Source organism: Niallia sp. MER 6 (genome assembly GCF_023714395.1).
Lineage (GTDB): Bacteria > Bacillota > Bacilli > Bacillales > Cytobacillaceae > Niallia.
The window spans coordinates 1-13440 of the sequence record NZ_JAMAUK010000040.1; the positions used below are offsets into that span (position 1 = coordinate 1).

Here is a 13440-nt window from a genome sequence, read left to right on the forward strand (position 1 = left end):
CTTCCCAATGTTGGTGTTTATCAAAAAATATTCTTCTCAATATATTGGTCTCCATAAAATGAAAATACCACAGCTTAAATGACTGTGGTAGACCCAAATTTTTATACTTTCTTATCTTTTAAAAAAAGCTGCCAAGCGGCAGCTTATAAAATCATCCTTTTCATATACAGAAGCACTTATTTAATAGGAAGGAATTGCTGCATTCTTTTAGATTACTTAACCGCCGTAATAACCATCTGCTGCCCTCTTTTTGCCTTTACAGTTAAAGTAGCCTTTTGCCCTTGCTTTTCATAAAGGCTGTTGAGGATTCCATCTGTTTCCGGCTTTGCAGCATAAGTAACGCCGTCATTTGTAATAAAACGCACGGTGCCGTCTGGACTAATTCCGCCAATTGTCGCCTCCACCTTCAGGAGACTGTCAGAAGATGTAATCGCAGGTATGTTAATAACTTGGCCGACTCGAAGTTTAGTTGGATCAACATTCGGATTTGCTTCTTGTAATAGGGAAACAGAGATTCCATAACTTTTGCTGATTTTATAAAAAGTGTCACCCTTTTTAATAGTATATGTTTTTGTATCCTTTGCAGTTTCCGTATTTTTGACAGCTTCACTCGCTGATGTCTTATTTGCTAAGTAAGCACTGCTTACATAGGCTTTTTTCCCTTTGTAATCGATTGAGGACCAGCCATTTTTGTCTGCTTTCACTGTAACTTTCGCTCCTTCTTTCAATGAGCCAAGTACAGCATCTTTTGTAGACGGGCCGCTCCTCACCCTTAAAGAGTCTGCTGTCACGTATTTAGTCACTGTCTTGATTGTTGTTTCCGATGTCTTAACAGCCGAATCTGCTAAATAAGCAGCGCTTACATAGGCAAGACGGCCATCAATAAGAATGCCGGCCCAGCCGTTTTTAATAAATGAAACTTTGACCGTATTCCCCTGTTTCAGCTTGCCGATAATGCTGCTGTCTGTTGTTGCCTTTGCACGAATATTAAGCACGGTTGCTGTTACTTTTTTGTCTTGCACCTTTGGCAACAAAATTTTATCCCCTTGGGACACAGTGCCATTCACATTTGTAATCGCTTCTGCCGTTACGCCATGAGTAGCTGCAATCTCTGTAATTGTTTCATTCTTTTTCACTTCATATGTATATTCCTGGATGCATGCAGAAGCAGTACTTGCGCCTAATGAAAAGAGAACCGTAAAAATCCCTGTAACTACAAGCCGTTTTGCCGGACTTGCTTGCACCATTTTCCTAACCTTTGCCACATGCTCCATAAAGCTTTCTTTAATGCTTTCCAGAACGGATTTGATATTCCAAGCGTCTCTTATATCTAAGCTTGGAAGATTTCTCTCTAATTCACGCTTTTCCATTCTAGTAGTATAGACAGGTTTGTCTGTATGTCTGTTTCTCCTTAAGACTTTAAGCTCGCCGTCAGCTCCTACTAAACTTGTCATGAATAAAACGCCCCCCAATAACTCTTTGTAATATAATATTAAGACATCTAGGAAAAAGAATATATGCGATAAATGGAGGATTCCAACCTATAACTATTTGCCCAAAGATTACCAACCCGTTGTCAATTTACCCGAGGTTTTGCCGAAAAAAACATTATTCTCCCAATCTCCTTCCATAATTAGTGAAAAAACAGTTAAAATGTAATACTTTTGTCATAGTATTATCCTTGATTTTTAATCTTTAATATTTTTTGTCTATGACAAGGTTATTTTCTATATTCGCATAAAATCCCTCTGCTTTTTCCTTATAAAATAGAAAACAGGAGGACAAATTTTGTCCTCCTTCTCTTATTTATCTTGTAAATGCTGCTGGAACTCCACCGTCGACTGTAATCATGCAGCCTGTTGTTTTCTCTGCTTTTGATGATGCAAAATAGCTGATAGCTTCTGCAATATCTTTCGGATAAATGTTAACGAGTAAAGTGGTGCGTTTACGGTAATGCTCATCAAGCTGATCTGGTTCAATTCCGTAGGCTGCCGCTCTTTCTTCACGCCAGCTAGATCCCCAAATAGCAGAACCTTGCAAGACTGCATCAGGCAGTACTGAATTGACGCGGATGCCATATTCTCCTCCTTCGGCAGCGATGCAGCGGGCAAGATGTGTTTCCATTGCCTTGACTGCACTGTATGCAGCTGCGTTTTTGCCTGCATAAACGGAGTTTTTCGAACCGATGAATACCATGCTTCCGCCTAGAGCCTGTTCCTTCATTTGTTTAAATGCTTCTCTTGCAACAAGGAAATACCCTGTGCCAAGCACATTCATATTTAAATTCCACTCTTTTAACGATGTTTCATCAAACGGGCTAGAAGTTGCCAAGCCTGCATTATTAACGATAATATCAACACCGCCAAAAGCAAGAGCTGTCCGCTTGTAGGCAGCTTGTACTGCTTCCTCACTTGTAACATCCATTTTCACTGCAATAGCACGCTCTTCTCCATATGTCTCATTGATTTCTGCGGCTACCTTTTCTGCACCTTCTAAGTTCAAGTCTGCCAGAACAACATGCGCGCCTTGTGATGCGAGCAGCCTGCATGTTTCACTGCCGATTCCGCCAGCTCCGCCTGTGACGAATGCCACTTTACGTGAAAATTCTGCTTCCTTAGGTGCTAGTGATAATTTATACAGCTCTAATGGCCAATATTCCACATTGAAGGATTCATTTTCATTCAAGGACACAAAGTTTCCTAGTGCTGTTGCACCTTTCATAACAGAAATTGCTCTGTGATACAAGGCACCGCTTACTTTAGACATAGCAACGTTTTTGCCTGTGTTAACCATGCCGATTCCTGGTATTAAAATAACGCGGGGTGCTGTTTCAAATATTTGATCTCCTTCATTCTTATTTCTATCAAAATAAGCTGTATAGGATTCTTTAAATGCTGCTATTCCCTCTTTCACTGCTTCCTTCAATGCAGCGATATCCTTTGTTGCTGGGTCCCATTCTACATATAATGGCACCATTTTTGTATGAACTAAATGATCTGGACAAGCTGCTCCGACTTGTGACAATGTTTTTGCATCATGGCTGTTCACAAACTCAAGGACGTCTTCTCCTCTGTCATAAGTTAACAGCATCTTCTTTTCTTCACTAACAGCTCCGCGGATAACTGGCATAACAGCAGCCAAAATCTCTTCAGCATCTTCCACGCTCAGTGAATCATATTTAGCGCCGCCGAATGTTTGTGATTCGTTTATTTTACTATTAATATAGGATTCTGCTTCATTAATGATAGAAATTGTTTTTTCATAGCTTTCCGAAGCTGTATCTCCCCACACAACTAAACCATGCTTTTCCATTAGTACTAGCTCAGCATTGGGATTGTTTTTTACCCCTTCTGCTATCATTTTAGATAAAGTGAATCCAGGGCGAATGTATGGAACCCAAACAAAGCGGTTGCCGTAAATTTCTTCAGCAATTTGCTTGCCGTTATCTGCACAGCAAAGGCTAATGATTGCATCAGGGTGCGTATGGTCTACATGCTTGAATGGCAAAAATGCATGCAATAATGTTTCAATAGATGCACGAGGATGTTTGCTGTCGATCATGCAGTGTGACAAATATTCAACCATCTCTTCATCTGGCATTTCTTCTTTTTCAATAAGCGGGGTGATGTCGTCTAGTTTCAAACCTGTAAAATTATGCGCTTTCATTGTTGCTAAGTCAGAGCCGCTTCCTTTTACCCACATCACTTCAACTTCACGGCCTCTGAAATCTGTTACGGTTGTTTTCATGGAAGTATTTCCGCCGCCCCAGTTGCAGACAGCCCGGTCTGTCCCGATTAAATTGGAGCGATAAACTAACTCATCAAGTCCACTAGCTAATTGTGCTGCCTTTTCTTCTTGCCATAAGCTTTTCACCATTTTTGTTCTCCTCCGCTTTATCTTTATTTATGTTTGTTTTATCTGTTTTTATTATAACTCACTTTTGTTTATTTTGTATATACTTTTGTTTTATTTTATTTATTTTTGTTTATTTGTCTTTTACAAGTATATAGGTAGCTTTTATCGGTCCATGGACGCCAACAATAAGATTAAGCTCAATGTCAGCACTGTTGCTTGGTCCTGTGATAAAGTCAATGCAGCTTGCAATATCCTCGCCATCCGCTACAAGCTTGGCAATCGCTGTTGCTGCCTGTGTCATTCGCGGCACAACCGTGCTTTTTGGCACGATTGCGATAAAGGTTTTGGGCAGAAGGCTGACAGATCTGCCTTTATTACGGTTGGAAAATAACAGTACTGTGCCTGATTCAGCCAATGTCATGTCGCTGATTGTAATACCAACATCCGCTGTTTCAGCAGCGTTTATATTTTCTTGCTTTTTGGTGTTATCCCAAATATAAGTGCTAATTCCGTTTACTTTCCATTCATTCTGTTTGATTTCATTAAGGCCGTACTCATTAAAGCGGGGGTCATCATATGTAATTACTGAACGCAATTGATTAGTTTTTAAGATCTTTTCCATTGTTTCAGCAACCTCATCAGCAGATGCCTCTATATAGTCTGTATGGATGACTTCGCATTGCTTTTTCAGCACTTCAGCCAAGTCATCCTGATTGGCGTTTTGCAGGACATTCAGCTGGGGCTTATAGTTCCAGTCAGGTTTTTTAATAGCTTGCCCTCTCGGCCGGTTCAGCTTTTGGGCGATATGGTCCAAAAATGATTCCTTATTTGTGACATTACCCTCCATTATGCTGATCCTCCTGTTTTCTTTTTTGTTTATACCAATCTCGGAATCTTTGTTTGCTTGGTGCCGGCAAGTCGCGGGTATCTGTCCAAAGCTTAACTGGACCAGGCCCGCTTTTAATGCTGTTATCCTTAGTGAATGGTTTGAGAGCAACTGGAGCTGATTTTGTGCCAGCCTGGTAAATGCTCGGATGTTTAACAGCAAACTCATAGCCTTTCATCGCCAGCTTTTCTGCCATCGGGGCCTTCCCTTCATCCTCCACTATTTTGCGGCGATGCTTAATCAGCAATTCATGAAGGGGTATTTTCACTGGACAAGCATCTGTACAAGCAGCACAAAGGGACGAGGCGTAAGGCAGTTCTTTATATTCTTCATAGCCTCCAAGCAAGGGTGTCAAAACAGCTCCAATTGGACCGGGATAAATGGAACCATACGAATGGCCGCCAATATGACGATAAACAGGGCAGACATTAATACATGCAGCACATCTAATACAATGGAGCGCACTTTGGAATTCTGTTCCAAGAATATTGGATCTGCCATTATCAACGATAACTAAGTGAAATTCCTCTGGTCCGTCTACATCGCCTTCTTCCTTCGGCCCAGTTAGACCTGTGATATAGCTTGTTAGTTTTTGGCCGACAGAGCTGCGGCACAGTAAGGAAACAAGGATATCAAGCTCCTCCCATGTCGGGACAATTCTTTCCATTCCCATGACAGTGATTTGTGTTTTTGGAAGTGCAGTCACTAGTCCTGCATTCCCTTCATTAGTGACGAGACAGACTGTGCCAGCATCAGCAACAGCGAAATTACAGCCTGTTATCCCTAAATCTGCTGTCAAAAATTCCTGGCGCAGCTGTTCTCTCGCAAACAATGCCAATTCTTCTGGTATTTCTGTTTTTTGGTAGCCTTTCTTTTCCTTAAACGTATCTCTGATTTGTTCTTTATTTTTATGCAGTGCTGGCACGACAATATGGGATGGCGGATCATGGTCATCCAGCTGGAGGATATATTCTCCCAAATCGGTTTCTATCACTTCACATCCGGCAGCCTCTAGTGTTTCGTTTAAATTGATTTCTTCTGTTACCATCGATTTAGACTTCACGATTTTTTTTGCTTGTTTTTTTTCAACAACGCTTTTAATATAATCGTTTGCTTCTTCCTTTGTTTTAGCAAAAAACACATGGCCGCCTCTTTTAGCTGTATTTTCACTGAGTTTTTCTAAATAGTAGTCCAGATTCTCCAGCGTATGTGTGCGGATTTCCTCTCCAAGCTTGCGCCATTCCTCCCAGTCTCCAAGCTCCTCCACTGCTGCAAGCCGCTTGCCTTGCATTCTCTCTTGTGCGGAAGTAACAGCAGAGCGCATAAAGCTGTCTTCCAAACCATCCTTTACTCTTCCGAAAAATGGCTGATCTCCTATTTTCATTGGCATATTATTTCACCTCACTATTTAGAACTTCTGCTATATGCATCACTTTTATTTGTTTACCTTGTCTGTTGATATAACCGCCAATATTCATTAAACAGCCGCAATCAGCACCAATCAGCACATCTGCATTGGCTGCTTCAACCGATTCAACTTTTTCCTGCACCATTTGTTCGGAAATTGGCCCCATCTTAACAGAGAACGTGCCGCCAAAGCCGCAGCAATTTTCACTGTTTGGAAGAGGATTAACTGTTAAGCCGTCAACCTGTGAAAGTAGCTTGCTTGGTGCATCCTTTACTCCGAGCAGCCTCGTCATATGGCATGATTTATGATAAGTAGCACACGCCGGCAGGCTTGCCTTGACATCCTCAACTTTTAAAACCTCCACAATAAATTGCGTCAGCTCATAGGATTTGGCTGCGAGTTTATCTGCTCTTTCCTTCCATTCTTTTTCGTCTTTTAATAAGTGCGGGTATTCATGAAGCATGGCCACACAGGAGCCAGATGGAGCGACAACATACTCTGAAGCTTCAAATACCTTAATCATATGCTTGGCGACTTCCTTTGTTTCTTTGTGATAACCGCTGTTAAAGGAAACTTGGCCGCAGCATGTCTGCTGCTCAGGAAAATCGACTTCACAACCAAGCTTCTCCAATAATTCCACCGTGCTTTTTCCGACATTGGAATAAAACATGTCTGCTAAACAAGTTATAAATATTGAGACTTTCATCATATCTCCAAACCCTTTCTTGTAAGCCTTTTCTTTTTATTATGTTTCTATTATACTACCAACATCTTGTTTTTTCATCTGTTTTTATTTGTTTTTTTGTATTTTTACAAAATAATATGTTTGTATTGTTGTTTTTAGTTTGTTTTATTTGGATTTCAAACACTATCGCTATATGCACTCGTTAATTATTATGATAGCTGCAGAAAAATCAGCCATAAAAAAACCTGCAAACAGTTTGTTTCCAAACTTATTTGCAGGTTTGCATATTTCTTATAGTGTTTTTTCCCAATCCGCTACTTCTTTGCGGACAATTGGTGCAACTTCCTTGCCAAGCAGCTCAATTGCTTTCATAACGTCTTCATGTGGCATACTGCCGACAGGTACATGAAGCATAAATCTAGTTACACCGACATGTTTGCGAAGATGGATGATTTTATCTGCAACTGTGCGAGGATCGCCGACATATAGTGCGCCCTCAAAGCTTCTAGCCGCATCAAAGCTTGCCCTGCTGTATGGCCCCCAGCCTCTTTCCTTACCAAGGACATTCATTGCCTGAGCTGTAGACGGGAAGAATTTATCAGCTGCTGTTTCCGTTGTTTCCGCTACGAACCCATGCGAATGGGATGCAACTGGAAGCCGAGCTGGATCATGACCAGCCTGTGCTGCTGCTCGCTTATACAGCTGCACTAATGGTGCAATTTGCACTGGGCTCCCACCAATTATTGCTAAACATAACGGCAGACCCAAAATACCGGCCCTTACAGCGGATTCCGCATTACCGCCGCTTCCTATCCAAATCGGCAGCGGATCTTGAACAGGTCTTGGATATACGCCTCTATTATTAATAGCAGGTCGATACTTGCCGCTCCATGTTACCATTTCAGACGATTGAAGCTTTAACAGTAAATCAAGCTTCTCGTCAAAAAGCTCATCATAATCCTGCAAATCGTTGCCAAACAGCGGGAATGATTCAATGAACGAACCTCTTCCAGCCATTATTTCTGCTCTTCCGTTTGAAATTCCGTCAAGTGTGGCAAAATCCTGATATACTCTCACAGGATCTGCCGAAGACAACACAGTTACCGCACTTGTCAGCCTAATATTATTTGTTTGTGCTGCTGCAGCTGCAAGAATAACAGCTGGTGATGATGCCGCATAGTCTTTTCTGTGATGCTCTCCTACACCAAAAATATCTAATCCTACCTTGTCAGCAAGAACGATTTCTTCCACAACTTCTCTGATCCGCTCTGCATGCGAGATTGTTTTGCCAGTGTTCGTATCTGGTGTTGTTTCTACGAACGTACTTATTCCAATTTCCATGTAATTGCCCCCAAAAATTTCACTTGTTTTTCCTACAAATTCTTTTCTTTCTTATTAAATCAATATACATATGCTTATTCAACTATTTTGACCTATTCATGTGGAGATAAACGTATACAAAATATCTGCTGTATTGGTGAACAATAAACAGAAGCGCATTTTGCAGATTTAGACTATTTTATTTAGTACAGCTATTGATAAGATACATATATAAAACTTTATATGAGGAATGATTTATTCGTGAAAAATATTGATCATCTTTACTTTGATTATGCTAATGAAAGACATTTAACAGAAGCAGAGAATGAAATCCTTCTGTTTTTAATCCGAAAAAAATTAGAGAACGAAACACTGAGCATCCGCGCTGCAGCACTTGAATTATTTGTGTCGACTACAACGATTATCAGGCTTTGTAAAAAACTGGGGTTTAGCGGCTATAGCGAATTTATTTATCATTTGAATTTAAAGGCAGCAAAGCTTGTAGACATTGATGCTGAATACATAGAAGACATTCATCAGCCTTTAACAGAAGCAGTAAATACATTTAAACAGCATTTTGAACAAACGTTTGATTCATTAAATGAAAAGAGCATTGAGCGATTTTTATCTGTCATCAACGAAAATAACATGATTTATTTCTATGGAGCAGGCTTTTCAACATTATTCGCCAATTACTTAGCAAAAAAACTGGAGCTGTTCGGTTATTATGTATCGAATTCATCAACTAGTGACAGCAGGGCGATATTTCTCAACAATATTGAAAAATACAGGCTGCTTATTATCTTTTCCCGCTCTGGAAACACGGCGAAAGTCGTCGAGAAGGTGGAGATTGCTAAAGAAAGAGGATTAACAACGATTCTATTTACTGGGAACAGCAAAAGTGCTACTGCTAATATTGCCGATATCGTTTTTACTGTTCTTGATCCGACGATAGAATCACAGCAGGAATTTGAAGTTACTTCCTATGAGTCGAATATGTTCATGCTCATTGACCTGCTTTTAGCACTTGCTGTTAAAAAAGGCATTATCACTGAATATTAAAATACTTAAGAATGTAACATGTTACATGATTGAAAGACAAAGTACAGATGGCTTGAATACCCTTTCAAAGGATACGGCATGCCGCTATACTTTAATTATAAGTTGATAACGCTTTCGCACATAAGGAGGATCATATATGAAAAGAATGGTGAATGGTCTCCAAGCCTTTGGAAAATCATTATTTGCACCAATATTGTTACTGCCGATTATCGGACTTTTTATCGCTTTTGGCAATGTGTTTGGAAATGGAAATCTTGCACAATACATTTCATTTTTAGAGATACCTATTATTCAAAATACAGGCAAGTTTATTTCTGCTTCTGCTGTTTCTATCCTGCAGAACTTGGCATTAATATTTGCTGTCGGTATTCCGATCGGGCTGGCAAAAAAAGATAAAGGCTATGCTGCCTTAACAGGACTAGTTACTTTCGTCATCTTTATTAATGCCATGCATCAAGTCTTAAATCTCACGGGACGGCTTGTGCCGCTAGAATCCATGCAATCAGCTGGACAAGCAATGGTGCTGAATGTGCAAGTGCTTGAAATGGGTGTTTTCTCCGGCATTATGCTTGGGGCCCTTGTCGGAATATTGCATAACAAATATTGTGACATCGAATTTAAAGGTGTATTTGCTATCTACTCCGGCCACCGCTTTGTTGCAATTCTCGCCATTCCTAGTGCGATGATACTAGGTGCGCTGGCTGCAGAGTTTTGGCCATTCGCACAAAGTGCAATCACAACACTTGCTAGCGGCATCAAAAATCTTGGTGTTTTCGGTCTCCTTGTATATGGTTTTCTGGAAAGAATTCTTATCCCGACAGGACTGCATCACCTTGTTTATACACCGTTTCTTTATACAGAGCTTGGCGGTATTGCCCATATCGGCTCAGAGATCATCTATGGTGCGCGAAACATTTATTTTGCCGAAATGGCTGATCCCACTATTGAAGTATTAAGCAGTACAGTTAACTGGGATGCTCGTGGTCTTAGTAAAATGTTTGGCCTAATGGGTGCAGCCCTTGCGATGTATATGACTGCAGATAAAAAGAAAAAGAAAATGGCAAAAGCGATTCTCTTCCCTGCAGCATTCACATCCTTCTTATTAGGTGTGACAGAGCCGCTTGAATTCGCATTCCTGTTCACAGCACCTATCCTGTTCGTTGTTCATGCAGTATTAACAGGTACAGGCATGATGCTGCTTAGCTTATTCGGTGTCCATGCAATTGGTGCAAACGGATTCATTGACTTCCTGCTGTACAATCTTCCGTTAGGAACTACGAAGTCAAACTGGCCAATGTTCATCTTAACAGGCTTACTGATGGCTGCTTTATATTTCATCATCTTCCGCTTCCTAATCCTGAAATTAAATTTAAAAACACCTGGACGTGAAGAAGAAGAATCTGCTTCAGAAAACATAAAACAAGCAGAAACATTGCAAACACCTGGACAAAACAGCTCCCCTACTGCACTAGGTGCTACTATTATTGGAGCGCTTGGAGGCAGTGAAAATATAGAAAATGTAGATAATTGCTATACGAGGCTGCGCTTGATTTTAAAAGACCCAGATGCAGTCAATGAACAAGTTCTAAAGGAAACAGGCTCAAAAGGAATTATTAAATCTGGCAACAATGTGCAAGTTGTATATGGATTGAATGTGAAGAGTGTACGTGACCAAGTAGACCAACAATTAGGAGGATTATAACATGAAAAAATATATCTTAGCAGTTGCAGGCGGAGGAAGCACTTATACACCAGGCATTATTAGAAGTTTAATGGACAGACTGGAAGATTTGCCTCTATCAGAAATACGCTTCTATGACATTGATGGCCAAAGACAAGCAAAAGTGGTGGTTGCTGCAAAGGCTGTTATTGCAGAGTATACGGACTCTATCGTTGTTACAGAAACGACAGATCCGAAAACAGCATTCGAAAATGCAGACTTTGTTTTTGCTCAAATGAGGGTCGGAAAATATGCGATGCGTGAGCTCGATGAAAAAATCCCACTTTCTCACAATGTAGTCGGTCAAGAAACATGCGGACCTGGAGGTTTAGCATACGGTTTAAGAACCATTTCTCCAATGATTGAGCTTATTGATTATGTAGAGCAGTACGCGAAAGAAACAGCATGGATTGTTAACTATTCGAATCCTGCTTCCATTGTGGCAGAAGGTGTTCGCAAGCTTCGCCCGAAAGCAAGAGTCCTAAATATTTGTGACATGCCAGTTGCTACAATGCGCAATATAGCAGCAATCCTTGGTGTGGAACGGGAAGAGCTTGTTGTCGACTACTTCGGCTTAAACCATTTCGGCTGGTTCACTTCTATTAAAGTGGACGGTGTGGAGCGACTGAATGAAGTGAGAGAGCATGTTTATAAACATGGATTATTAACGGAGGATGTTTCTAAAATTGACTACCGTCATGCAGATTCATCTTGGATTAAAACATTTAAGAATATTAAATTGATAATGGATCATTTCCCTGAATATTTGCCAAACCCATACTTGCAATACTATTTGTTCCCGGATCATATTGTAGAAACATCCAACAAAGACTACACAAGGGCTAATGAAGTAATGGACGGCAGAGAAAAAACATTATTTGAAACAGTTGATAAATTTCAGGAAACTGGCATTTTAGAGGATTCCTTTGCAGTTGGTGTACATGGGACATTCATTGTGGATGTGACCGTATCAATCGCTCAAGATCTTGGTAAACGCTATTTAGTTATGACAGAAAATAATGGCACCATTCCAAACCTGCCACAAGATGCAATGATAGAAGTACCTGCATTCATTACAGCAGACGGACCTAAGCCGGAATTTGTCGGGGACATACCATACTTCTATAAAGCGATGATTGAACAGCAGCTCGCTTCTGAGAAGATTCTTGTAGAAGCAATAATCGAAGGGTCATACGAAAAAGCCCTTCAAGCGTTTACGCTAAATAAAACACTTCCGTCTGCCCAAACAGCTAAAGCAGTACTGGACGATTTAATTGAGGCAAATAAAGACTTTTGGCCAACATTAAAAAAAGAATATAAAGAAGGCTTACTAGTGTAAAATCTTCTTTCCATAAACTCCACTAGAGACCTAGTGGAGTTTATTAGTTTATTCACTTATGGAGCCTCTTCTTTCAAGTCCACATTGATCAATCTTTCTGTTCTTGTGTCAAACGTCAAATTAACCATGACTCCTACTTTCTTATCTTGCTGCTTTACAATTAACTTGAACTTTTCAATTGAAGTGCTTTTTTGCGTATCTTTTCCGATATGTTTATAGTCAATAATCTCACTGTTCGGATACTTTTCCTTTGTCTTTGTCATCGCTATCTGGCCCCATTTCACATAAGATGGGAGCTCTTTTTCTGCTGGGGCTGCCTGCGTATGAAATGAAAATAAACAACTGAGTAATGTTATACCAATAATGCTTTTGATCATTTTTTGCATGGGTATTCTCCTTTCTGCTTTAGTTTATTAGTAGTATGAAACAATCCAGCAAGCTTTATGTATGTTCATCTAATTAAATAGGTTAACTAAAAAATAAAATAGGTTGACATATATACAATCTCCCTTTATAGTAAATTTTAGTCAATATACATAATTTATAAAGGATGATTCTTATGAAAAAATGGAGAGCGATTGATATTACAATGGTAGCTTTGTTTGTGGCATTGATGGCAATTGGTGCAAATGTAACGAGCTTCCTAGTAATCGGAGGCGTACCTATCACCTTGCAAACATTCTTTGCGATTATGGCCGGTTTATTATTAGGCAAAAGACTCGGAGCTGTCGCCATGCTATGCTATATGCTGATTGGTCTTGCCGGATTTCCGATATTTTCCGGGCTTTCAGGCGGCTTAAGAATCCTTATTAGTCCAACATTCGGCTTCATTCTCAGCTATATCTTACTTGCCTTTACAGTTGGCTGGATTCGCGAAAAAAACAGCTCATTAGCTGGATTCATTATTAGCAGCTTTGTCGGGTTAATCCTTAACTATCTTTTCGGCACGAACTGGATGTATTTTTCCTATAAATGGTGGGCGCAAGCGCCTGACAGCTTCTCCTATGCTGTTGCATGGAGCTGGATGCTCATACCGCTAATAAAAGATATTATCTTTACCGCAGTGGCAGGAATCATTGCTTACCGGTTAAACAACGCTTATTTCAAAAGAAGCAGCTTAAAAATCCATTAAATAGAAAAGCCGTGCCTTTCAGTTTACTAAAGG

General features: G+C 40.2%; 11 protein-coding genes. 4 read left to right on the forward strand and 7 right to left on the reverse strand.

Translation table 11 applies throughout. The features are described 5' to 3' along the window. Nucleotides 1-212: 212 nt before the first annotated feature. From M3600_RS25730 to M3600_RS25755, 6 genes are all read right to left on the reverse strand, one after another. Nucleotides 213-1454 carry an SH3 domain-containing protein gene (locus M3600_RS25730; protein ID WP_233313725.1) on the reverse strand — a complete coding sequence of 414 codons (1242 nt, stop codon included), beginning with the start codon at nucleotides 1452-1454 and terminating at the stop codon, nucleotides 213-215. Nucleotides 1455-1806: 352 nt separating this feature from the next. Continuing rightward, complete coding sequence (locus M3600_RS25735) at nucleotides 1807-3897, reverse strand: bifunctional aldolase/short-chain dehydrogenase (RefSeq protein WP_311315977.1); 2091 nt, start codon at nucleotides 3895-3897, stop codon at nucleotides 1807-1809. Between the two features lie 88 nt (nucleotides 3898-3985). Next, complete coding sequence (locus tag M3600_RS25740) at nucleotides 3986-4705, reverse strand: LutC/YkgG family protein (RefSeq protein ID WP_233314747.1); 720 nt, start codon at nucleotides 4703-4705, stop codon at nucleotides 3986-3988. After that, complete coding sequence (locus tag M3600_RS25745) at nucleotides 4692-6131, reverse strand: LutB/LldF family L-lactate oxidation iron-sulfur protein (protein ID WP_237941495.1); 1440 nt, start codon at nucleotides 6129-6131, stop codon at nucleotides 4692-4694. The genes M3600_RS25740 and M3600_RS25745 overlap by 14 nt, the downstream gene beginning before the upstream one ends. 1 nt (nucleotide 6132) lies before the next feature. Next, on the reverse strand, nucleotides 6133-6855 hold the full coding sequence (locus tag M3600_RS25750; RefSeq protein WP_233314746.1) for a (Fe-S)-binding protein: 723 nt from the start codon (nucleotides 6853-6855) through the stop codon (nucleotides 6133-6135). 270 nt (nucleotides 6856-7125) lie between these two features. Beyond that, nucleotides 7126-8175, reverse strand: coding sequence for an LLM class flavin-dependent oxidoreductase (locus M3600_RS25755; protein ID WP_251648072.1), 1050 nt, complete (start codon nucleotides 8173-8175; stop codon nucleotides 7126-7128). Between the two features lie 240 nt (nucleotides 8176-8415). Here M3600_RS25755 and M3600_RS25760 point away from each other — a divergent pair, with 240 nt between their 5' ends. From M3600_RS25760 to M3600_RS25770, 3 genes are all read left to right on the forward strand, one after another. Then, complete coding sequence (locus tag M3600_RS25760) at nucleotides 8416-9216, forward strand: MurR/RpiR family transcriptional regulator (protein ID WP_233313721.1); 801 nt, start codon at nucleotides 8416-8418, stop codon at nucleotides 9214-9216. 136 nt (nucleotides 9217-9352) lie between these two features. Further along, nucleotides 9353-10918: a PTS transporter subunit EIIC gene (locus M3600_RS25765; protein ID WP_251648073.1), complete on the forward strand. Its 1566-nt coding sequence runs from the start codon at nucleotides 9353-9355 to the stop codon at nucleotides 10916-10918. 1 nt (nucleotide 10919) lies between these two features. Then, complete coding sequence (locus M3600_RS25770) at nucleotides 10920-12275, forward strand: 6-phospho-alpha-glucosidase (RefSeq protein WP_233313719.1); 1356 nt, start codon at nucleotides 10920-10922, stop codon at nucleotides 12273-12275. Nucleotides 12276-12331: 56 nt separating this feature from the next. Here M3600_RS25770 and M3600_RS25775 read toward each other — a convergent pair whose 3' ends face one another. Beyond that, nucleotides 12332-12661 carry a DUF3889 domain-containing protein gene (locus M3600_RS25775; protein WP_233313718.1) on the reverse strand — a complete coding sequence of 110 codons (330 nt, stop codon included), beginning with the start codon at nucleotides 12659-12661 and terminating at the stop codon, nucleotides 12332-12334. 173 nt (nucleotides 12662-12834) lie between these two features. On the opposite strand from M3600_RS25775, the gene M3600_RS25780 reads away from it, so the two are divergent. Next, nucleotides 12835-13407, forward strand: a complete 573-nt coding sequence (locus tag M3600_RS25780; RefSeq protein ID WP_251648075.1) for a biotin transporter BioY — start codon at nucleotides 12835-12837, stop codon at nucleotides 13405-13407. The last annotated feature ends 33 nt before the right edge of the window (nucleotides 13408-13440 follow it).